Annotated in this window: 16 protein-coding genes; 10 read left to right on the top strand and 6 right to left on the bottom strand. The window is 67.3% G+C overall.

Features of this window, described 5'->3' with window-relative positions:
* Positions 1-7: 7 nt before the first annotated feature.
* A complete protein-coding gene (locus tag OV208_RS35960) occupies positions 8-523 on the bottom strand; it encodes a hypothetical protein (protein ID WP_267578450.1) in 516 nt (171 codons plus the stop codon).
* 211 nt (positions 524-734) lie between these two features.
* On the opposite strand from OV208_RS35960, the gene OV208_RS35955 reads away from it, so the two are divergent.
* Positions 735-1,193, top strand: coding sequence for a DUF2267 domain-containing protein (locus OV208_RS35955; RefSeq protein ID WP_267578449.1), 459 nt, complete (start codon positions 735-737; stop codon positions 1,191-1,193).
* Positions 1,194-1,213: 20 nt separating this feature from the next.
* Here OV208_RS35955 and OV208_RS35950 read toward each other — a convergent pair whose 3' ends face one another.
* Positions 1,214-2,707, bottom strand: a complete 1,494-nt coding sequence (locus OV208_RS35950; protein WP_267578448.1) for an HAD-IG family 5'-nucleotidase — start codon at positions 2,705-2,707, stop codon at positions 1,214-1,216.
* Between the two features lie 170 nt (positions 2,708-2,877).
* Here OV208_RS35950 and OV208_RS35945 point away from each other — a divergent pair, with 170 nt between their 5' ends.
* Positions 2,878-3,519 carry an SRPBCC family protein gene (locus tag OV208_RS35945; RefSeq protein WP_267578447.1) on the top strand — a complete coding sequence of 214 codons (642 nt, stop codon included), beginning with the start codon at positions 2,878-2,880 and terminating at the stop codon, positions 3,517-3,519.
* 353 nt (positions 3,520-3,872) lie between these two features.
* Here OV208_RS35945 and OV208_RS35935 read toward each other — a convergent pair whose 3' ends face one another.
* Both OV208_RS35935 and OV208_RS35930 read right to left on the bottom strand, forming a co-directional pair.
* The gene (locus OV208_RS35935) at positions 3,873-5,366 is read right to left on the bottom strand and encodes an SIR2 family protein (protein ID WP_267578446.1); all 1,494 of its coding nucleotides are present in this window, start codon (positions 5,364-5,366) and stop codon (positions 3,873-3,875) included.
* Positions 5,367-5,442: 76 nt separating this feature from the next.
* Positions 5,443-6,384: a LysR family transcriptional regulator gene (locus OV208_RS35930; RefSeq protein WP_267578445.1), complete on the bottom strand. Its 942-nt coding sequence runs from the start codon at positions 6,382-6,384 to the stop codon at positions 5,443-5,445.
* Between the two features lie 87 nt (positions 6,385-6,471).
* Between OV208_RS35930 and OV208_RS35925 the strand changes: the two genes are divergently transcribed.
* The 3 genes from OV208_RS35925 (at position 6,472) to OV208_RS35915 (ending at position 9,078) form a co-directional block, all read left to right on the top strand.
* Positions 6,472-7,308 carry an oxidoreductase gene (locus tag OV208_RS35925; protein ID WP_267578444.1) on the top strand — a complete coding sequence of 279 codons (837 nt, stop codon included), beginning with the start codon at positions 6,472-6,474 and terminating at the stop codon, positions 7,306-7,308.
* Positions 7,309-7,421: 113 nt separating this feature from the next.
* On the top strand, positions 7,422-8,087 hold the full coding sequence (locus OV208_RS35920; protein ID WP_267578443.1) for a hydrolase: 666 nt from the start codon (positions 7,422-7,424) through the stop codon (positions 8,085-8,087).
* A gap of 109 nt (positions 8,088-8,196) precedes the next feature.
* Positions 8,197-9,078: a helix-turn-helix domain-containing protein gene (locus OV208_RS35915; protein WP_267578442.1), complete on the top strand. Its 882-nt coding sequence runs from the start codon at positions 8,197-8,199 to the stop codon at positions 9,076-9,078.
* Between the two features lie 786 nt (positions 9,079-9,864).
* Here the strand turns inward: OV208_RS35915 and OV208_RS35910 are convergent.
* Positions 9,865-11,703, bottom strand: coding sequence for a serine/threonine protein kinase (locus OV208_RS35910; RefSeq protein WP_267578441.1), 1,839 nt, complete (start codon positions 11,701-11,703; stop codon positions 9,865-9,867).
* 260 nt (positions 11,704-11,963) lie between these two features.
* Here OV208_RS35910 and OV208_RS35905 point away from each other — a divergent pair, with 260 nt between their 5' ends.
* The 3 genes from OV208_RS35905 to map all read left to right on the top strand — a co-directional run bounded on the left by OV208_RS35905 (position 11,964) and on the right by map (position 14,405).
* Positions 11,964-12,995, top strand: coding sequence for a hypothetical protein (locus tag OV208_RS35905; RefSeq protein ID WP_267578440.1), 1,032 nt, complete (start codon positions 11,964-11,966; stop codon positions 12,993-12,995).
* Positions 12,996-13,176: 181 nt separating this feature from the next.
* The gene (locus OV208_RS35900; RefSeq protein WP_199742018.1) at positions 13,177-13,413 is read left to right on the top strand and encodes a hypothetical protein; all 237 of its coding nucleotides are present in this window, start codon (positions 13,177-13,179) and stop codon (positions 13,411-13,413) included.
* Positions 13,410-14,405 (top strand): type I methionyl aminopeptidase, encoded by a 996-nt coding sequence (gene map / locus OV208_RS35895; protein WP_267578438.1) that lies wholly within the window; start codon positions 13,410-13,412, stop codon positions 14,403-14,405. Before OV208_RS35900 ends, map begins: the two co-directional genes overlap by 4 nt.
* Positions 14,406-14,481: 76 nt before the next feature.
* Here the strand turns inward: map and pulA are convergent, their stop codons facing one another.
* The gene (gene pulA, locus OV208_RS35890) at positions 14,482-17,880 is read right to left on the bottom strand and encodes a pullulanase-type alpha-1,6-glucosidase (protein WP_267578437.1); all 3,399 of its coding nucleotides are present in this window, start codon (positions 17,878-17,880) and stop codon (positions 14,482-14,484) included.
* 436 nt (positions 17,881-18,316) lie between these two features.
* On the opposite strand from pulA, the gene OV208_RS35885 reads away from it, so the two are divergent.
* Together OV208_RS35885 and OV208_RS35880 are read left to right on the top strand one after the other, a co-directional pair.
* The gene (locus OV208_RS35885; protein ID WP_267578436.1) at positions 18,317-19,879 is read left to right on the top strand and encodes an alpha-amylase family glycosyl hydrolase; all 1,563 of its coding nucleotides are present in this window, start codon (positions 18,317-18,319) and stop codon (positions 19,877-19,879) included.
* 82 nt (positions 19,880-19,961) lie between these two features.
* The gene (locus OV208_RS35880; protein ID WP_267578534.1) at positions 19,962-21,056 is read left to right on the top strand and encodes an ABC transporter ATP-binding protein; all 1,095 of its coding nucleotides are present in this window, start codon (positions 19,962-19,964) and stop codon (positions 21,054-21,056) included.
* Positions 21,057-21,066: the final 10 nt, after the last annotated feature.

The raw sequence follows: 21,066 nt of genomic DNA, 5'->3' as shown, positions 1-21,066 counted from the left end.
CCCTGGCTCAGGTGAGGTCGTCGTTGCTGCGGCGCGCGCGCTTCTTCGCCTTGGGCTTGCTCGACTTGGCTTCCGGCCTGGCCTTCTGCTGGCGCATGGTCTCCGGCGGGAACAGCCAGCCGTCCTCGGGGCGGGGCGCGGTGGCGTTCACCACCGGGTCCAGGTGCTGACCCCGGCAGCCCCGGCACCAGGACTGCGGACGGCGCTGGCCCCGGCTCATGATGCGGAAGCCGAAGTCCTGCTCCGTGGGCCCCGTGTGGCCGCAGCGCGGGCAGCGCGTCAGCGACGTCGTGCCCGTCTCCTTGGCCTTCTCCCGCCCGTGCTCCACCACCAGCGCCAGCGCCGCCGCGAAGCCCAGCTTGCGCTCCGTGGACACGTGGAACTGACGCGCGCGCTTGCGGCTGCCCATCACGGGCAGGAGGTCGAGTCCCCCCAGCAGGTTGCGCTGCTCCAGGACTCGCGACGACGACGATGGCGGGGTCGAGTGGCTCACGCGATCATTCATACGGGAGGGGTCTGACATGGACGGTTCGCGCGCCTGCCCGCCAGGTCCCCCTCCGTTGGGAGGTCTGGACACATGTTCAGTAACTCCGGGCACTTGGCGGCTATTTCCGCCGGTGGGCGGCCGGAGGTGGGGGCGTCGGAGGCCTGGGCACGGCTGGTTGGACGCCGCGAACGGCGGGGGAGATGAGCACCTTGGGGCTGCCCTTCCCTCACCCAACCCGAGGTGTGCCATGGCCCAGTTTCACGAAAGCGAAGCCGAGAAGCAGGCCCGCCACGAGCGGCGCCACGATTCCCACCTGCGAGCCTCCTACGCGGCCTTCCTCCTCCACCTGGAGGAGGTGAGCGGCCTGCCCCATAACCTCGCCGAGTGCGCCGCCGTGTCGGTGCTGACCACCCTGGAGCGCCGCGTCCTGCCGGAAGGGGCGCGCAACCTGGAGGCGCAGCTGCCCCGCCTGCTGGTGGCCTTCCTGCCTCCCGCGGAGGAGCGTCCCGCCCGGCTCCAGCGCTTCGGCCGGGAGGAGTTCATCGAATCCGTCGCGGAGGACCTGAAGATGCCGGTGGACCGCGCGGAGCTGGTGATCCGCGCGGTGCTGCGCGCCTTCCAGGATCAAATCACGGAGGGCGAGGCGGACAAGTTCGCCAGCAACCTCCCTGCGGACCTCCAGGCCCTGTGGCGCCTCACGCAGTAGGCGAGGCGCCGTGGCGGTGGCTACTCCACGGGGCCGCTGCCCGCGCCGTCCCCGGTGGTGAACACGGGAGTCCCCCCGGGGAGGCTGGGGTCATGCGGGAGGCTGCCGCGCGGGCTGCGCAGGTAGACGAAGGGCGTGGCGAACAGGAAGTTGCTCACGCGCGACGTGTAGATGTCCGCGTAGCGCTCCACCTGCCGCGCCAGGTGGCTCTTGTCATTGCCGGCGCGGGTGAGCAGGCCCCAGTGGGGGTTGGACAGCTCCCCGGCCGCGCGCGCCATGGGCCCCAGCTCCGCGTCCAGGGCCTCTGTCTCCGCGCGCAGCTCCGTGAGGCGGGTGACCAGCTCCGTCTCGGTCGTGTCGGTGCGAGGGCCGTACTGGTGGCGGCGGCGCTGGAGCTCCAGCCGGACCTGACAGCTCTCGTCCTCCAGGCGCTCCTTCTTGATCATGCGCTCGCCGATGCGCATCTCCGTGGCGCGGAACGCGGCGATGGCGCGCACCTCGTCCTCCAACTCGCGCAGGACGAGCGCGGTGCGCCAGCGCAGCACGTTCTTGGTGACGTGCACGTCGCCGAACATGTGGTCGCCCACGTAGAGGATTTCGTCACCGGACAGGCCCAGGTGCCGCTCCAGCTCCAGCGCGCTGCCGCCGAAGTAGGGCTTGCTGCGATTGAGCGGGCCGGAGTGGGGGCGCAGGAGCGCTTCCCCATTGGCCTCCACCACCTCGAAGAGGGTGGAGCGGGTGGTGAAGAACTCCGGCTTGCGCGCGCTGACGATGACGACGTCGAAGAGCTGGCGCCAGGTCATGCCCTCGGGCAGGTGCTTGTCGAAGGCGAAGTGCATCATGGGCTCGGTGTAGGCCCACTCGCTGTTGGTGATGAGCAGCAGCTTCTTGCCGGCGTTCTTCTGATCCAACAGCGCGAGCGGCGTCTCCGGATCATCGATGACGTAGCGCTCGGGGTCCGCGATGATTTCGGCCTTGAGGCGCCCCTGCATGTGCGTGGCGTCCAGGTTCTTGCGCACGTGCTCGTAGAGGTCCACGTAGCCCATGGGGCCGGGGAGCTGGCCGGCGTCCAGGCGGTCCACCAACTGCGCGTAGATGCACGCCTCCGACAGGGAGAAGAGCGTGTTGAGGAACACCCAGCGGCGATCGGCCAGGTCAATGATGGTGCGGTTGTAGGCCTCGCGCTGCGCGTCGAAGTCCATGGGCTTGCTGCCATGGAGGGCCTTCTTCACGAAGCCGAAGCGGTTGGCCTTGAGCAGGTTGCCCTTGGCGGTGTCGATGATGAGCCCGCGGATGGCGAGCATCGGGTCGAACGTCAGGTCGGAGACGGGCCAGCCCTGCTCGACGAGCCGGTCGCGGATGTACTCGTAGGCGCGGCGCTCCCACGCTTCCACTCGATAGTGGATGAGCGTGTAGTCCATGTCGTAGCCCACGGCCTTGATGGCGCGCATGTTGAGGGTGCGGTTGCAGAACAGGCCACGCTCGGGCGGGGGACCGGAGTATTGAGGACGCATGGGGTGAAGGCTTGCCAAGCCCCGAGCGCAAAGTCGAGCGGCCTGTGCATTCCGTTGGTTCGTGGGCAGGGCCTGGGTCGTCCAGATGTCGGAATGATGGGGTACGGGTGACGCGCGCGACACGAGGGGCCGGCGGCGGGCGCGATGCGAAGGACAGGTGCACGGTGGAAATGACGCGACGGTTCAGTGGAGCGGTGGTGGCGGCGGCGGTGCTGCTGGTTTCGAGCGTGGCGGGGGCGGAGGAGGCCTGGGACACGGTGGCCACGGAGCCCTTCGTGGTGAAGGTGCGGCCACGCCCGGGGACCAAGGCGAAGGACATCTGGGCGGAGGGCGAACTGAAGGCGAGCGCCGCGCAGGTGCAGGCGACGCTGGAGGACATGGAGTCCTATCGGCTGTTCATGCCGTACGTGAAGGAGTCGCGGGTGGTGAAGCCGACGGACGACGGCGGTCGGCTGACGTACACGCGGCTGGACCTGCCGGTGGTGTCCTCGCGCGACTACATCTGCCACGTGGTGACGGAGTCGAAGGTCGCGCCGGATGGGACGGGCGTGTACGAGCAGCACTGGAAGGCGGAGCCGGACGCGTTTCCCGCGAGGCGCGACGTGGTGCGCCTGCGGTTGAACGAGGGCAGTTGGAAGGTGGAGTCGCGCGGCGAGGGGAAGTCCTGGGTCGTGTACAAGTTCACGGTGGACCCTGCGGGCTCCATCCCCGGGTTCCTGGCGAACGTGGGGCAGAAGGACGCGGTGGTGGACACGCTGCGCGCGGTCGAGAAGCGCGCGAAGTCGCTGACCGTGACGCCCCCGGCGAAGTAGGCGCGAGGGCTCTGGAGGCAGGCGGTCCGGGTTTTCCTTCCGGACGCCACGGCTGACAACTCCAGGATGGAGTGGACGGATGCGACGTGGATCCGGGTGCGCGGCTGCGTGAAGCTGAGTCCGGGTGCAAGACTGCTACGCGGAGACGTTTGCAGAGCGGTTCCGAGGCGTGCTCGGGCATCAGTATACGCAGGGCTTTGACCTGCAACTGATTACGGGAAGCTCGCTGAGCCACTGCGCTGGAAGGCGTCTACGTGTATGGCCCCTTACGTAATGAGTCGCCCATAAGATGCGTTCTCCTGCCTCGTGGTTTGGGCGACAGATGCATTGGTGCATAGGGACCTACAGTGCACCTATGATTCGTGTTCGATTCCCGGTCCTAGAACACGCTCGATAGCCCGTAATAGCCCCCCGAAGGACCAACAATATTCATGAGCGCCGAGGGCAAGTGCGCGACGCCGACGCTCTGACGCGTCTTGATTGCTCGAGAATATGAGCACAGGACTGCGAAGGTCTCGGCGTCTCATTGCTGCGAGCAGTTGCTCAGCGACGGTCTGTCCTTTGAACCCTTGCCCGCAGTGGGAAATGACGAGATCGAACTGCTCATTCTTCTGAGCCGAGGAGTGCAGTGCGGCGACGGCCTTGTCAACACTTAGCGCACGCGTGACTTGGAGTGTGCCGAGTGGCAGATGGGCCTCTCGTTTTGCCTGCAAGAAGAAACGTTCGATGAGGGCGTTGTTCTGCGGCTCTTCATCGAGCCAGAGAAGTCTTCGTCCCTTCAGGCGCCGGCCGAAATGGAGAAGAGGATTTGTTGCTTCATGAATTTCGCGCAAGAGTTTATCGAATCCCGAGAAGTCTTTGTTCCCATTGCTTGAGTAGGAGAGGGCCCGGATGCCCTCGTGGTGCCTGAGGTGGTTAGCTGAACGTGGTGGAACGTCATTCGCAATTGCGTATGCGATAGGGCTGGCGCCATCAGCTTCGCCAAGCAGCGAAAGTGCTCCGGAGCGCAGTTCATTTAGGTACGCATCGCTGAAGGAGAAGCCAAGGTACAGCACTGTGTGTTGTGTGAAGAGAGCGCTCAGGAATCTCGTGAAATGCGGATCGTTATGCAGGCGCTGGCGATACCCCCGTCTGGTGAGGACAACGGTGTTGGCTTTTCGAACGTCGCCATGGAGCTTCAAGACTGGAGGGAAGCACGCCTTCTGGTCCCAAAATCCCTCGTCCCACCACCGTGGACGCGGCGCTCGCATAATCTTTCGGTATGCTTGGGCGCTTGGTGTCTCCCCTTCTAGAAGCATGTCGAAGTTCGTGGTAAGAATTGCGCGAAAAGGAATGCCTTGTAAAAGATGAATACGCTCCGCCATGTTTGGGGGCAGCTTGCTGATGGTCAGCCGCGTCTTCAGGCGCTTGGCCATTTTGTCCTGGCCAAGTTCATCCTCTATGGCCTGTGCTGCCTCCTCCAACGAAGCGCTGCCATCCTTTTTTGCAAGGAGTAGTTTTATGTGTTTTTGCAGTCCCACACTGACATGCTGGGAAAGGCCGTTCAGAAGTTCAATCCAATTCGGGAAATTTGCTGGGATACTGAAGCCTGCGCCAACGAAGGCAATACAGGTGCCTGATCGGATGGCGGAGAGTAATTCTTCTGGGAGTTCGACTGAGCTGGATTTAGATGTGCCCATGATTCTCCTGGCGATGCTGATAGGCTGGGTGAGTTCAGTGCTGCCATTGGGAGCTGCGTGCGTAAAGCTGTATAAAGTGCTGCGCGCACGAAGGGCATACTTACACGAAGTGCGGGGCGCCAGCGCCGCGGCACTCACCGCGCCGGGGCCCACCATCCGCTTCACCATCTGCGTCTTGAATCCATCCGTGTACGGCACTGAGGCCTGCCTGCTCTCGCCCCCAGGGCATGGTCGTCCCGGCCGCTCAGCCGAGGCGACAACTTCCCTGACACAGGGGGCTGGCGCCCGCGCCGCGCCGCCGGCCCTTCTTCAAGAAGTCGATGAGCGCCTTGAGCTTCGGCGCCACCTGGGACCGGCTCGGGTAGTAGAGGAAGAAGCCGGGGAGGGCGGGGCAGTACGGTTCGAGCACGCGTACGAGGCGTTTGTCGGCCACGAACCTCCGCACGCGGGTCTCCGGCAGGAAGCCGAGTCCCAGGCCGTCCACCGCGGCGTCCACCATGAAGTCCACGTCGTCGAGTGACACGCGCCCGTTGACCGCGACCTCGATGCGCTTTGCTCCGTCCATGAACTCCCAGCGGGAGATACCCCCATGGGTCCGGCTGCGATAGCTGATGCAGTCGTGGTCGCGCAGCTCGCGCGGGTGCCGGGGCTTGCCGCGCGTCGCGAAGTACGACGGTGCACCCACCACGGTCATGCGGATGTCGTTGCTCACCTGGACGGCGATCATCTCGCGCTCCAGCAGCTCGCCAATGCGAATGCCCGCGTCGAAGCCTCGCTTCACGATGTCGACGAGCGCGTCCTCCAGATGAATTTCCACCTGGATGTCGGGATGGGACGCGAGGAAGTTCGCGAGGTGGGGCGCGAGCACCTCCTGGTAGCCGTAGCGGGGCACGGTCAGCTTCAGGACGCCCGCAGGGCGGTCGCGCAGCTCGCCCAGGGATTCGAAGGCTTCGTGCACGCCCTTCATCGCGGGCTCCAGCCGGGCGAGGAAGTGAGCCCCCGCCTCGGTGAGCCCGACGCTGCGCGTGGTGCGCTGGAGGAGCCGCACGCCGACGCGTTCCTCCAGTGCCCGGAGGCTCTGGCTCACCGCCGAGGGGGTGACGCGGAGCTGCATCGCCGCGGCGGTGAAGCTTCGTTTCTCCGCCACCGCGAGGAGCGCCGTAAGGCCCGAGAGGTCGTCGTGCATTCTTTAGCGTAACTACAAAGCGCATCCAGATACGACGTGTTTCGGGGCGGAGTCGAGGCCCATAGCTTGTGGGCCATGGAGGACGTCATGAGCGCACAGCAGGGCAGGGTCTGGTTCGTCACGGGATCGTCGTCGGGGTTCGGTCGTTGCATCGTGGAGGAAGCCCTCGCGAGGGGAGAGCGCGTGGTCGCGACGGCGCGGGATCCGCGAACGCTGGCGGACCTGGTGGCTCGCGCTCCCGACCGCGTCCTCGCGGTCCGGTTGGATGTCACGAAGGTGAACGAGGTCCGGAGCGCCGTCGCGGCGGCCACGGAGCGTTTCGGCGGCATCGACGTGCTGGTGAACAACGCGGGCTACACCATTCTCGGCGCCGTGGAGGAGACGAGCGAGGAGGAACTCCGGGCCGCGTTCGAGCCGCTGTTCTTCGGCGCGGTGGCGATGACGCGCGCCGTGCTCCCCCAGATGCGTGAGCGTCGCTCGGGCACCATCGTGCAGCTCACGAGCGCGACCGGGCTCGTCACCTACCCGGGCACGAGTGCGTACAGCGCGGCGAAGCATGCGCTGGAGGGGCTGTCGGAGGCGCTCTCGAAGGAGGTCGGGCCGTTGGGCGTGCGGGTGCTGATCGTCGAGCCGGGCATGTTCCGCACGAACCTGCTCGGCCCGTCGTACCGCGCGATGCCGGCGATGGCGGAGTACGCCGAGACGGTCGGACCGATGCGCACGTATGCGACGCAGTCCGACGGTCAGCAGCCCGGTGACCCCGCAAAGGCCGCGCGCGCCATCGTGGAGGCCGTGGCTTCGGGCTCCACGACGCTGCGACTCCCCCTGGGCGCGGACGCCGTGGACGCGATCCGCGAGAAGCTGGCGCAGGTGCTGGCGGACGTGGAGCGCACGGAGCAGATCGCTCGCGCGACGGCGCTCTGATTCCGGCGCAGGAACCGACCAGGAACAGCAGTTCCGTACCGTGTTTCGGTCACCGGTCTCGGGCCCAATGCCGTGCCCCCACAGGGGGCACTTCCCCCAAGGAGTCCCAGACCATGAGCACGACCCCGGCATCCTCCCACCGTGGACTCGAAGCCCTGCTGACGCCTCAGAACAGCGTGCTGGTGTTGATCGACCACCAGCCCTACCAGTTCGCCAACCTGCACAGCCACGAACCGACGATGGTGCTGAACAACGTCATCGGCCTGGCCAAGGCGGCCAAGGTCTTCAAGGTGCCGACCCTCCTCACCACCGTCCTTGAGGAGCGCGGCGGTTACCTGGTCAAGGGCCTGCAGGACGTGTTCCCCGAGCAGAAGCCCATCAACCGCACCTTCATCAACACCTGGGAGGACAACCGCGTGGTGGACGCGGTGAAGAAGACGGATCGAAAGAAGCTGGTGATCGCCGCGCTGTGGACCGAAATCTGCCTGGCCATGCCCGCGATCCAGGCTGCGGGCGAGGGCTATGAAGTCTACGCCGTCACCGACGCCTCGGGCGGCGTCAGCCGCGAGGCGCATGACATGGCGGTGAGGCGCATGCAGATGGCGGGCGTGACGCCCATCACCTGGATGGCGGTGCTCGGCGAGTGGCAGCGCGACTGGGCCCGCGAGGCCAGCGCCACCGCGCTCGCCGAGGTGCTCGGCGCTCACGGTGGCGGCAGCGCCGTGGCCTTCGCATGGGAGATGCAACTGCTGGCAGGCCGGGCCGGTCAGGGCGCCTGAACGAACGGTCTTCCCCGGTTCGGAGGATGACTGTCTTCCGGACTGCTGACATCGTTCTCCCGAGCAATGGAACCCCCGGTCGCCAGGGGGGAATCGGGAGAACGATGCCATGGAGACACGCGCCGAACGGCTGAGCCCGCTGCCAGAGAACGTGGTTGGCGTTTCCGTCGTTCGGCGAAGATGGAACGGGATCTGCGTGGATGTGAACGAGATCCGGAGTTCAGGCCCGACCCAGCACTCCCTGTGCCTGGAAAGCCATGTGCGATTGAGCGCGCTGTTGGAGGAGGTGGGGGCACCCTGCGAGCCGCGCCTGCGCGAAGGCAAGCCCTGCGAAATCGGTTACGTCCCCCGGCAGATGAACATCATGCCCGCTGGCATGCCGCTGTGGGGCTACAGCGCCAATTCGCGCCTGGTGCGCGATGCCGTGCTCATCTTCGACCCGTCGGAGCTGGTCGAGCGCCTGGGTCAATCACCAAGCCACGCTGACCTGGGAGCGCCGCGGTTGCGCTTCGCCGATGACCGCCTCTGGACGCTGGTGCGCTTGCTCGCCGAAGCGGTGGAGGACGACGACCCTTCAACCCAGCTCTACGGGGACGGCCTGATCGCCGCCATCTTCGCCGTAGTGGGCTCGCGCCGTGGGGAAGGTCCAGCGACGCGCAAGGGCCTGGCGCCGTGGCAGTTGCGACGGGTGATCGACTTCCTGGAGTCGCGCCTGCCCGAACGGGTCGAGTTGTCGGCGTTGGCCGCACTGGTGGACCTGTCCCAAGCGCACTTCAGCCGCGCCTTCAAGGTCTCCACCGGCGTGGCGCCGTATCAATGGCAGCTACAGGCCCGCCTCAAGCGAGCGCAGGAGATGCTGCTGACGACGCCGGCATCGCTGGAGCAGGTCGCCGAAGCGACGGGATTCGCCGATGCCGTGCACTTCGGCAAGGCCTTCCGGCGGGCCCATGGCGCCACGCCCGCGACGTGGCGGCGGGACCGGAAGCGCTGAGCGAGGAGTGTCAGCCCCGCTTGCCGTGGGTCTCCAGGTAATGCCAGACCCCCGCAGCCAGGGTTGCGGCTGCGATACAAATGGCGATTCTGATTCCCGTGTTGCCGCCCAACTGGCCGAGCGTGGCCCCCATTGGGTGAGCGCTGTCCGGACGTGGGCAGCCAACTCAAACCAAGTGCCGGGGAGGAGTTGGGCAGACCCACGGGCCGCCCGGGCGGCCCCTCGTCACGGTGGTCTGCGAAAGCGCTTGGAGCGCATGCCTGCTCAGTGGGTCCGGAGCCTAGAGGTTCGGAAACCGCACCCCGGGAACAACAAGGACCCGCGTGCCCTCCGCGTCCAGGAGTTCCAGCGTGTAGACGCCACGGGCTTCTATTGTGGACGCGGGTGCTTCCACGACGATCCGGTCCCATTCGCTTTCTGACGTGGCAGCGACTTGATGCACCTCCACGCCCTGAATGGCTTGAAGCCGAAGGGCGCTTAGAGTCGCGCGAAGGGCCCTGCCTGCTGGCGAAGCCCTCTGGGGATATTCGATGAGCACCACGATCCGTTGTGAAGAGCGAAGACTCCTGATCCGAAAGTCCCCTTTGTTGTTCGCGGAGCCTGACGGTTCTGAATCGAGTTTCAGGGTTGCGATGCCTCGATCATCCAGCAGGCCCGCGGACAGCAGCGCGGAGAGCCCCACGGCGGCCGGACACGTTTGTTGTGGCGTGGGTGAGGTCGCGTCAGACGCGGCGACTTCCGCGGACGCAAGGAGTGGAAGGAGGAGCAGAAGCATTCGCCTTCACGCTAATTCTCATCGTATCGAATCACAGACCGGATTTGGATCTTGTTGAAGAGGACCGCAGTGTCCTCGTTGCCGCCACTGAGGCGGGGGAGTCCTGTCTGTCTGTCGTTCACAGTCCAGAACTCAAAACAGACAGGATGGGTTTCGCCGGTCTTCTTCTGCCGAAGTTGGGTGAATCGACCATAGACCCGTTCGGAACCGACGTAGAACTCGCCTGTGAGCGTATCGCCGTCCCTGACACCCTTGAGGCCGTAGACCCACAAGGAACCTCGTCCTTCACGAACGGTGACATTCCCACGCATCACCTTGCGATCGAACAGTCCGTCCAGCAATGCGCCAGCGACGCCCAGCCTCTTCATGGATTCGACTGACTCCGCCGGACAGTCCTCGGAGGGAGGTGTGGGACGAGACATCAGCGGAGGATTGCTGGCACAGGCCATCCCCATACAGACCGAAGCCATGACGGCCTTGAGCGGGCGGCTCGGCTTCAGGGGCGGTGCGACAGGGGATGAAACAACATGTTTGGAAGTCACAGGGGAGCGTTCCTCGAGAGGCGTCGCCACGGGGGCAACGGTCGCCAATGGAGGGCCCGTGGTCAGCGGGGCAGCGACAGGAACACTGTGCGATCGCTCCGGCGGACTCGCCAGTTTATGACCACTGGAGGCGGACGCATTGGTCAGGACCCCTGGGGTTGTATTGCGAGTCCAGGCCCTGGACAGGACCTCCCAGGTTCCAGAGCCCGTGACCAGAAGCATCAGGCACACCATCAGGTTGATCAGCCCCGCCCCTCCCTGCGACTGGAGCCAACTCGCGGGCCGCATCAGCGGCAGCAGCGCCACGGGCTCCGTCTCCGCCGTCCGGTAGGGCTGGGACGGCCATTCAGGACGCCGGATCCTTCCGGGCACTTCCCCGGGGACTTCGTCGAAGAGCCGCGCCTCGAACGCCGCACCGTCGGAGAGAAGCCCCTCCACGAGCTCCGCATGCGCCTGCACGCCCGTGCGAGGCCGCCGCTCCGGCTCCTTCTCCAGCAACCTCAGGATGGCCGTGGCGAACGGCGCGGGCACCTGCGGATTGATGGCCCGGGGTGACGGCGGCAGCCGCTGGGTGATGGCCACTGTGAGCAGGTCCGGCGTCAGCTCCGGAGAGAACGGATAGTGCCCGGTGGCCGCGCGGTACAGGCACACCCCCAGCGCGTACAGGTCATCCGCCTCCGTATAGGGATAGCGCACCTCCGGTTGCCGCCAGTGGAGCTGCTGGAAGCGGATGGCCTCCGGGCTGCGCAGGTGCAGCGTGCCCGGGGGCAGGGTGGTGGTCGTGAGGGTGGTGGCCCCCGCCTGGTCCCCGGCGCCGAAGTCGATGAGCACCGGCACGTGGCCCGGCTCCCGGACGAGGATGTGCTCCGGCTTGAGGTCGCGGTGCAGCACTCCGCGTGCATGCAACACGTCGAGCGTCATCGCCACGGAGCCCCCCACCATGGCCAGCTGTCGGAACGTGGGGTTGGAGACCTCCGCCCAGGTGTGGAGCGCCACCCCTTCCACGCAGTCCATGACGAAGTAGGGCAGCCCGTCGATGGGGTCCGGCCAGCGCCCGGTGGCGTGGACGCGGACCACCTGGGGATGCCACGCCCGGTCCAGCAGCAGCGACATCTCCCGCAGCGCCCGCGCGGGATCCGGATGCAGGGACAGCTTGAGCGCGAAGCTCCGGCCCGCCCCCTCCAGCGGTTCGACCCGGTAGACCGCCCCGTACCCACCCACCCCCAACGTCCCGAGCACGCGCCAGCGTCCCACCTCCGTGCCGGGTTGGAGCGCCGCCGGGAACACCTGTGACCGTTCTGGAGCCATCAACCTCCAGGGTCCCATGAATTCGACTCAACCTGAAAGGTCATCCTCGGGCTTCCAGGCGTGAGGCCCGGGAGCACATGTGCTCTCACGTCAGGAAGTCTCGCCCTGGATTGCGATGACGCTCCCAGCGGAATCAGAAGTCGTTCACTGAAACGTGACACGAACAGGGTGGGTCCGAAGTGAAACGGCCGGGGTGAGTCAGACCGTTCTGGTGTATTGAGCCGCGTCGCACCGCTGTCTCCCCCCTCCAGGAGTTCCTGATGCGTCGTCTTGGCTCAGCCCTTCTCGCAGTGAGCATGTTCGCCGGTTGCGGCGGTCTCGAAACCGAGCCGTCCCCCGAGTCCCTCACGTCTCCTTCCTTCGAGGCGCAGCAGGCGCCCATCACCACCACGAACGTGGATGTGGCCCCGGAGTGCCAGGGCATCATCACCTTCGTGAACACGGCGTCCTTCCAGACGCTGGACGTGTACCTGCCGAGCAACGTCGCCACGAACCTCGTGAGCCGCCGCGCGACCGCGCCGTTCACGTCGCTGGCGGACGTGTCGTCGGTGAACCTGGTCGGTGAGACCCGCCTCAAGCAGATCGAGCAGGGCGCGCGCGCGACGAACGCCATCGGCTCCAGCTGTGTCGGCATCTTCGACGGGCTCGCCATCTCCACCTCCGACGCGGCCGCCATCGTGTCGCTGGTGAACACCATCCCGGACTCGGAGCTGCACGACGTCCTGCCGGACGCGTGGAACGGCGCCGCGAACCTCCTCAACCAGCGCCCGTTCACGACGGCGCAGGCCATCTCCAACGTGACGGGCATCGGCGACGTCAGCTTCCGCAGCATCCGGAACTCCGCCACGCTGAGCCGCCCGTTCGAGGCGCTCGCCTCCGCGCTGAACGCCATCCCGAGCAACGGGTCCCATGGCGCGCAGCTGAAGCGCCACTTCGACTGGTGGAATGAAGTCACGGCCAACCACCCCTACTCCCAGGGCGGTCCGACCTGCTTCGGTCTGGAGCCCAGCAGCGTCCCGTCGGGCGCTTCCATCCGGCCGAACCTGGCCAACGCCGCCGAAGTTCGCGCCGCGGTCGTGAACACCATCAACTACGTCAACGGCAACACCCTCATCCCCCAGCCGGTGCGGGACGCGGGCCTTGCGAACCTGGACGCGCTGAGCGCGGGCCGCTCCTTCAAGGGCTGCATCTTCAGCTACTCGGACGACCCGTGGAGCCGCCACAACGTCTCCATCTTCGTCGACACCGTGAACGGCTTCAGCGTGTTCACCGAGACCTGGTGGGCGGAGTAATCCGAAGCTGACGTCCCGGCTTCAAGAAGCCCCGGGCTCCCCTGCGGAGTCCGGGGTTTTTGTTTTCGTGCGAGGGCATCCCCAGGCGACCCGCCAGCCGACCCCCGCCCCGTCCGCCCACCCCCACAGGGCGGGGAAGGATTCCGTGCATCCGTGGGTGTCTACGCGTATAGACACCTCCATGTGCCCCCTGGTGAATACGAAGGACCTGATTGACGCCCAGGCGGTGGCGGGCCTGTTGCGCCTCGCCCACCCCAACAGCGTCAGCACGTACCTGCGCCGCTACCCGGACATGCCCCGCCCCGTGCTCGACCTTGGCGCCGGGCGTCCGCGCCTTTGGCTCAAACCCCAGATGCTGCGTTGGGCTCGTGCCCGCCAGGCCGCTACCACCGACTCGCGCTCCGGAGCCTCCCGATGACCACCGCCACCCCCCGAACCGCCCCCGCCGTGCTGCCCGGGCCCAATGACGCCTGCTGGTGCGGCAGCGGCTCCAAGTACAAGAAGTGCCACCGTGGCACCGACACCGTGGAGGCCCGCAAGAAGGGCCCCGACACTGCCCGCAAGGGCGTGCGCCCCGGCATCGTCAGCCCCAAGCGCGTGGTGCCCATCACCATCGGCCGGCCCGAATACGCGGACTCCGGCCGTCCGTCGCGCTCGCGAAACGAATCCGACGTGAAGTCCCCGGACGTCATCGCCCGCATGCGCCGTGCCTGTCAGGCCGCGGCCCAGGTGCTGGTGGAGACCGCCCAGCACGTGCGCGTGGGCATCACCACGGATGAGCTGGATGCCATCGCCCACGAGGCCTACCTCAAGCGCGGCGGCTACCCCAGCACCCTCAACTACCACCGCTTCCCCAAGTCGCTCTGCACCTCCGTCAACGAGGTCATCTGCCACGGCATCCCCGACAGCCGCGCGCTGGAGGACGGCGACATCGTCAACCTGGACATCACCATCTACCTGGATGGCGTCCACGGCGACTGCTCCGCCACCTACCTCGTCGGCAACGTGGAGCCCCAGCACCAGAAGCTGGTGCAGGTGGCGAAGGAGTGCCTGGACATCGGCATCGCCGCGGTGAAGCCCGGCCGCCCCATCAGCGACATTGGCCGCGCGGTGGAGGCCCACGCCGTGAAGAACGGCACCAGCGTCGTGCGCGCCTACTGTGGCCACGGCATTGGCGAGACCTTCCACACCGCGCTCCAGGTGCCCCACTACTACGAGCCGGAGGCCGACACGATCATGCAGCCCGGGATGATCTTCACCGTCGAGCCGATGATCAACCAGGGCCACTGGGACCACCGCACCTGGAACGACGAGTGGACCGTCGTCACCGCGGACGGCCTGCGCAGCGCCCAGTTCGAACACACCCTGCTCGTCACCGACACGGGCGCGGAGATCCTCACGCTCCCGTAGTGTTACCTCTAGAAACACCACGGGCCCCGGACGCGCACTCGCATCCGGGGCCCGTTTCATTTCCAGCGACTGACTGCTACGCCCGACGGCGGCGCAGCTTCAGCATCAGGCCCACCGCGAGCAGCAGGCTCGTGGCACCCAGCGGGCCCGGGACGGTGCTCTGGCAGCCGCAGCCGTCGGACTCGTCCGGATCCGTGGGGTCGGTGGGGTCCGTCGCGTCGTCGGTGACGAACACCGCCGTGGTGCGCGCCGGCACCGTGAAGCCGCCCGTGGCCGCGTCGTACGCGGACGTGCGCACCACCGGGTCCGTGGACGCCTGCTGCAGCGGGTGCAGCTTGAGCTTCAGCGTCTTGTACGTGTCCGCCTTGAACGTCTGAGCGTCGTCCGTGCCGTTGAACAGCACGATGGCGCGCTTGCCCTCCGCGTTCGTGCCGTGGTCCTGCATGGCCATCACGATGAGACCGGGGATCTGATCCAGGCCGGTGTTCTCGAAGTGCACCAACTGCTTCACCTCGTCACCCGTGCGCAGGCGGAACAGGCGCGAGCTCTTGCGGATGGCCAGCATCTCCTCGAAGTGGTCGCGCGCGCGCACGATGTCCGCCGACGCCGGCTTGAGCGCCGGATCCGCGAGCATCGGCCCGAAGAGCGGCCAGTTGCCGGTGTTCTCCGGGGCCGGCGGCAGGCCCACGCCCCAGTTGTTCGACTGGTACGTCCAGTCCACCTTGTTGAACCAGTCACCGGAGTTGTAGCTGTTGCGGTCCAGCGACTTGGAGCGCAGCAGTTCGTCACCGGCGTGGAAGAACGGGATGCCCTGGCCCAGCGCCACGATGGCGATGCCCAGGTTGTGCATCCGCACGCGCTCGGCCATGGCCAGGTCGCGCGGCGCCTTCAACTGCACGGCGTCGAACAGCGTCTCGTTGTCGTGCGCGGAGACGTAGGTGATGACCTCCTGCGGGTCCAGGGTGTAGCCGACGGGCGCCCCGTTGTAGTCCACCTTGTCGCCCGTCACCTCCGCGCCCGTATGGTCCTGGTGCACGTAGTCCTTCAAGTTGCCCGTCAGGCCCACGCGGATCCAATCGCCGTAGAGGAGCAGCTTCTCCTTCTGCGCCGCCTCCGTGCCCTGGTTGGTGCTGTTGGGGGCGGAGAGCAGGCCGCTGATGAAGCCCTGGTCCTGGAGGCCGCTGAACGGGCCACCGCCCCGGGCCGCGTCGCGCAGGCGGTCGTTGAACGTGCCGATGCCCGTGCCCGCCATGTTGACCTGCGTGGCGTTGACGCCGCGCGCCTGGTTCTGCACCTCGCCGAAGTCCCAGCCCTCGCCGTAGACGTAGATGGCCTTGCCGTCCACGCCGTCCTTCTCCACGGTGAGCGCGTCCAGCGTCGCGCGCAGCTTCACCATGTTGGACTTCATGTGGTGGCCCATCAGGTCGAAGCGGAAGCCGTCCACCTTGTAGGCCTTGGCCCACGTCACCACCGAGTCGATGAGCAGCTTCTCCATCATCGCGTTCTCGGACGCGGTGTTCTGGCAGCAGGTGCTCGTCTCCACGTTCCCGTCGTCGCTCAGGCGGTGGTAGTAGCCGGGGACGATGCGGTCGAGCACGCTCTGGGCGTTCTGCCCGGAGGAGTTGGTGTGGTTGTAGACCACGTCCATCACCACGCGCAGGCCCTTCTGGTTGAGCGACTGCACCATCTCCCGGAACTCCACCGTGCGCACGGGGCCCTCCGCGTTCGTGGAGTAGCTGCCCTCCGGCACGGTGTAGTGGTACGGGTCATAGCCCCAGTTGAAGCCGTCCAGGTCCGCCACGGCCCGCACCGCGGCCTGCTGCTCCTCGGAGTCCGGGCGCAGCGACACCAAGTCGCCCGCGGGGTGCTGCTGTTCGGCGCGGTTCTCGTTGATGGTCGCGATGTCGAACACCGGCAAGAGGTGCACGTGCGTGAGGCCCGCCTTCGCCAGCCGCGTCAGGTGCTTCATGCCGTCCGAGTCGCGCGTGAACGCCTTGAACGTGCCGCGCTCGTTCTCCGGCACGGTCAGGTCGTTGATGCTGAAGTCGCGCGCGTGCAGCTCGTAGAGGACGATGTCCTCGGGCGCCTCCAGCGCGGGCTTCGCGAGCGTGCTCCAGCCCTGCGGCGCGAGCGTCGCGTCCGACAGGTCCACCAACTGGCTGCGCGTGCTGTTGATGGACAGGGCCACCGAGTACGGGTCGGTGACCCGGTTCGTGACGACCTTGCCCTCCTTGCGCACGTAGACCTCCGCCTCGTACAGGTAGAAGCGGCTCTTCCACGTCGCGTCGCCCGTCGCGCTCCACACGCCCTTGTCCCCGGCCACCATGGGCACGCGGGTGAAGGTCGCCGTGGCGCTGGAGTCCGTGTACAGCAGCAGGTTCATCTGCTTCGCGGTGGGGGCCCAGACGCGCAGCGTGGGAACCCCGTCCGCGAACGTGGGACCGAGCGCGCCGTCATACGTGTACAGCTCGTCCATCACGCCCGCGAACTGCGCGCTGGTGGCGTCCAGCGGCTTGCCTTCCGTGTTGGTGGCGGACACCGCCACCTGGCCCTTGAGCCACGTGGCCGCGTTCGCCGCGTCCGCCGGGGCCAGCTTCAACACCGGCCGGCCCACGAGGTTCGGGAAGCGCGCGCGCTGTGCCTGCGTCAGCCCCGCGGCATCCACCGTCAGCGCCACGGAGCTTCCGCCCTGCACGCCCGCGCCCGTGAGCGTCATCGCGCCCGTGGGGTCCGTGTGCAGCTTGAACACCGTGCCCGCCGGCACCGCGACCTCCGGGCTCCACACCACCGTGTCGCGCGCCACCCAGTGCGCCCGCGCCAGCAGCAGGTTGCCCGCCGGAGCGCCCGCGGCCCGGATGGTCACCTTCTTGGACTCGCCGGAGTCCCACGTGAAGATCATCTCCTGGTTGTCCTCCTCCACCGCGAACGTGGCGTTGCTGCCCGGATAGGCCGTGGTCCACTGCTCGTCGAGCGCGACCTTGCACTCGTGGGTGCCCGCCTTCAGCGCCTTGGTGGTGAAGGTGTAGATGCCGTCACCGTCCGGGTCCTGCATCATCGAGCGCAGGCAGTCCGGGGACCAGTCGCCAGGACAGCCCACTTGCGGCTGGAAGGTGCCCGCCACCGTCGCGATGGTGCTGGTGCGGTTGCTCGCCACGTACGACGACTTCGCGTCGAAGTAGAACTTCACCGCGCCGGCCGTCGCCTGGTTCAGCGTGATGTCCGCGCCGCCGGGACCGCCATGCGTCTGCGCCAGCGAACCGTCCAGCGCGACCTTGAAGTGCCACGTGCCCACGGGCACGGTGAACGAACCCTGCCAGACGTCGTCCGCCGCGTCGTACGTCAGCGCCGTCTGCGCGCAGGTGGGGTCGTTGTCGGCGGCGCAGCCCGCCTCGCTCTGCAGGTCGCCAATGACCGTCACGGACGTCGGCGCCGCCAGCGCCGACAAGGGGGTGAGCGCGGTGAACAGCCCGCTCAACGCGAGCGCGCGCGCCGCGCGGGGGAATGCGAATGGAACTCTCAGGGGGACCTCCAGGGGGGTGGAAATTTCCAGCGCACGGTACCAGCCGGCCCTGTCACACGCGGCCGGTAGGCCGGTTTCACGAGTTGCTGGGACGTCTGGATGATCCATGTTCAGGGGCCTGAATCCGCCCTGGTGCGTTGGGTGGGAAGGGACCTCGAAACGAGACGCAGTGCGGCAGGAATCACGCGCTCCGTCGAAGGGGCCCACGCCTCGCGTCACACGGGTGTGCAGCGGAAAACACCTGGGACATGCCGCATTGCGGCATCAGGCGATTGTTCCAAGGGGCCTTCACCGGTTGAGAAACTGTTGGCTACAGTGCCGCGCTTAGATGTCCCCGCGCCTCCCCCGCCCACAATCGAACGCTGTCTCCCTCCGCGGTCGGTGGAACCCGATGTTCCAGGGCCTGGTGGCCCTGTGTCTGGCGGGGTGCGCCACGGCCTCGGAGACACCGACCCGACCCGCCACGGACGCCGCGCCAACGCAGCCCGCCGTGACCGCCCCGGTCGCGCCCGCGCCCGTGACGGAGGTCGCGCCTCCGGCCCCGGCCGCCCCGAAGGAGCCCGCGCGGCCCTGGGCGGACGAGGTGCTGTACTTCGTGGTGGTGGATCGCTTCGCGGATGGCGACCCCACGAACAACGAGAAGGGCGACACGAAGGCGCCCGGCACGTTCCACGGTGGGGACCTGAAGGGCCTCACCGCGAAGCTGGATGAGCTGTCGTCGCTGGGCGTGACGGCGCTGTGGGTGACGCCGCTGCTCAAGCAGATCCCCGGGTTCGTCACCGGTTCGGGCTTCCCGGACTGGGGCTATCACGGCTACTGGGCGGACGACTTCCACGCGTTGGATGAGCGCTTCGGCACGGAGGCGGACTTCAAGGCGCTGGTGGACGCGGCGCACGCGCGCGGCATCCGCGTGCTGCTGGACGTCGTCTACAACCACCCGGGCTACAACTCGCGCTACCTCAAGGAGAAGCCGGACTGGCTTCGCTCCGAGGACAAGAACACCTGCGGCCAGGATGACCTGACGTCGTGCGTGGCGGGCCTGCCGGACTTCAAGACCGAAGTGCCGGAGGTGGCGAAGTACCTGCTGGATGCGCAGATGGACTGGGCGAAGCGCTCGGGCGTGGACGGCTTCCGGCTGGACACCGTGAAGCACGTGTCCCACGACTTCTGGAAGGAACACCGCCGCCGCACGCGCGCGGAGGTGAGCCCCGACTTCTTCCTGCTGGGCGAGCTGTGGGGCGGCGACGTGGAGTCGCTGGCGCCGTACTTCGCCCCGGATGAGATGGACGCCGGGTTCGACTTCGCGTTCCAGGGCAACACGCTGGGCTTCCTGCAGGGCCGTGGCCGCACGGTGGCGTTCGACCGCTACCTCCAGTCGCGCGGGAAGGTGACGCCGGGGCACCACCTGGCGCACTTCCTGTCGTCGCACGACGTGGACGGGGCGCTGCACCAGTTGAAGGGCGACGTGTTGCTCTTCCGGCTGGCCGCCGCGCTGCAGCTCACCACCACCGGCATCCCGGTCATCTACTACGGCGAGGAAGTGGGCCGCGCCGGCGGTGACTGGCCGCAGAACCGCGGCGACATGCCGTGGGGCAAGCAGGCGGTGAAGCCCGGTGCGGGAAAGAAACGCGACGAGGCTTTGCGCGAGTATTACAAGCGCCTGATTTCCATCCGCCGTGCGCACCCGTCGCTGTCGCGGGGCACGCACGAAGCGCTGTCGACGGAAGGCGATGTGTATGTCTTCCAGCGCAAGGACGCGGCTTCGGGCGACACGGTGGTGGTGGCGCTCAACCGCGGCAAGACGCGGGGCACGGCTTCGGTGAAGTGGCCGGAGGGTTGGACGGGCGTCGCGGAGGTGGAGGACCTGCTGAACGGAGGGCGGACGAAGGCGGGCGCCACGCTGGAGCTGGCGTTGGAGCCGCTGTCCGCGCGCATCCTCGGGCGGGTGCCGTGAGGCATTCGCTGGGCGCGCAGAACCTGACCCGGACGTGCTGCTGTTGTCGTCGGCGCGAGCGGGGCTCTTGTTGGAGGGCCTGATGGCCGGCGTGTCGTTCAAGGACGTGGCGAAGCGGTACGGGGATGTGTCGGTCATCGAGGGGCTCAACCTCGATATCCGCGACCATGAGTTCATGGTCCTCGTGGGGCCGTCGGGTTGCGGCAAGTCCACGGCGCTCCGGATGATCGCCGGCCTGGAGGAGATTTCGGGAGGCACCATCTCCATCGGTCCGCGCGCGGTGAACGCGCTGCCGCCGAAGGACCGGGACGTCTCCATGGTGTTCCAGAACTACGCGCTCTATCCGCACATGACCGTGCGGCAGAACCTGGAGTTCGGCCTCAAGATCCGCAAGACGCCCAAGCCGGAGATGGACAAGCTGGTGGACGAGGCGGCGGAAATCCTCGGCATCACGCACCTGCTGGACCGCAAGCCCAAGGCGCTGTCCGGCGGCCAGCGTCAGCGCGTGGCCCTGGGGCGCGCCATCGTGCGCAAGCCGGCGGTGTTCCTCTTCGACGAGCCCCTGTCCAACCTGGACGCGAAGCTGCGCGTGCAGATGCGCTCGGAGATCAAGAAGCTCCAGCACCGGCTCCAGGTCACGTCCGTCTACGTCACGCACGACCAGATCGAAGCGATGACGATGGGCCACCGCATCGCGGTGATGAAGGACGGAAAACTCCAGCAGCTGGGCACGCCGCTGGAGGTCTACGAGAAGCCGGTCAACGTCTTCGTGGCGCAGTTCATCGGCACGCCGCCCATCAACATGCTCTCCGCCACGCTGGACGCGGACGGCACGGCGCTGGTGGGCGACGGCTTCCGGCTGCCCGTGGCGCAGAACCTGCGCGCGGCGACGGCGGGCAAGGGCGGGCGCAAGGTGAAGGTGGGCCTGCGGCCGGACAACATCCTGCCCGCGGGCGCGGCGGCTCGCGGTGAGACGGCGCCGGCGGAGGCGCGCGTGGAGCTGGTGGAGCCCCTGGGCAACGAGCTCATCGTGCATGCCCGGTTGGGGGACAACCCGCTGGTCTTCCGCCTGCCGCCCCAGTCCACCCCCGAGCCGGGCGCCGTCGTGCCCGTCGCCGTGGAGCTGGAGTCCCTGCACCTCTTCGACGCTGAATCCGAACTGCGTCTGTCCGTTTGATATCCCGGAG

It is taken from the genome of Corallococcus sp. bb12-1 (assembly GCF_026626765.1).
GTDB classification, from domain to species: Bacteria; Myxococcota; Myxococcia; order Myxococcales; family Myxococcaceae; genus Corallococcus; species Corallococcus terminator.
Note: the sequence above shows the minus strand (reverse complement) of the source record. Positions and strands in the feature narration are given on the sequence as shown.

Bases quoted from the DNA above. Each gene is read 5' to 3' on its own strand.
- OV208_RS35960 (WP_267578450.1), bottom strand. From the start codon at position 523: ATGTCAGACCCCTCCCGTATGAATGATCGCGTGAGCCACTCGACCCCG.
- OV208_RS35955 (WP_267578449.1), top strand. From the start codon at position 735: ATGGCCCAGTTTCACGAAAGCGAAGCCGAGAAGCAGGCCCGCCACGAG.
- OV208_RS35950 (WP_267578448.1), bottom strand. From the start codon at position 2,707: ATGCGTCCTCAATACTCCGGTCCCCCGCCCGAGCGTGGCCTGTTCTGC.
- OV208_RS35945 (WP_267578447.1), top strand. From the start codon at position 2,878: ATGACGCGACGGTTCAGTGGAGCGGTGGTGGCGGCGGCGGTGCTGCTG.
- OV208_RS35935 (WP_267578446.1), bottom strand. From the start codon at position 5,366: ATGGTGAAGCGGATGGTGGGCCCCGGCGCGGTGAGTGCCGCGGCGCTG.
- OV208_RS35930 (WP_267578445.1), bottom strand. From the start codon at position 6,384: ATGCACGACGACCTCTCGGGCCTTACGGCGCTCCTCGCGGTGGCGGAG.
- OV208_RS35925 (WP_267578444.1), top strand. From the start codon at position 6,472: ATGAGCGCACAGCAGGGCAGGGTCTGGTTCGTCACGGGATCGTCGTCG.
- OV208_RS35920 (WP_267578443.1), top strand. From the start codon at position 7,422: ATGAGCACGACCCCGGCATCCTCCCACCGTGGACTCGAAGCCCTGCTG.
- OV208_RS35915 (WP_267578442.1), top strand. From the start codon at position 8,197: ATGGAGACACGCGCCGAACGGCTGAGCCCGCTGCCAGAGAACGTGGTT.
- OV208_RS35910 (WP_267578441.1), bottom strand. From the start codon at position 11,703: ATGGCTCCAGAACGGTCACAGGTGTTCCCGGCGGCGCTCCAACCCGGC.
- OV208_RS35905 (WP_267578440.1), top strand. From the start codon at position 11,964: ATGCGTCGTCTTGGCTCAGCCCTTCTCGCAGTGAGCATGTTCGCCGGT.
- OV208_RS35900 (WP_199742018.1), top strand. From the start codon at position 13,177: ATGTGCCCCCTGGTGAATACGAAGGACCTGATTGACGCCCAGGCGGTG.
- map (WP_267578438.1), top strand. From the start codon at position 13,410: ATGACCACCGCCACCCCCCGAACCGCCCCCGCCGTGCTGCCCGGGCCC.
- OV208_RS35885 (WP_267578436.1), top strand. From the start codon at position 18,317: ATGTTCCAGGGCCTGGTGGCCCTGTGTCTGGCGGGGTGCGCCACGGCC.
- OV208_RS35880 (WP_267578534.1), top strand. From the start codon at position 19,962: ATGGCCGGCGTGTCGTTCAAGGACGTGGCGAAGCGGTACGGGGATGTG.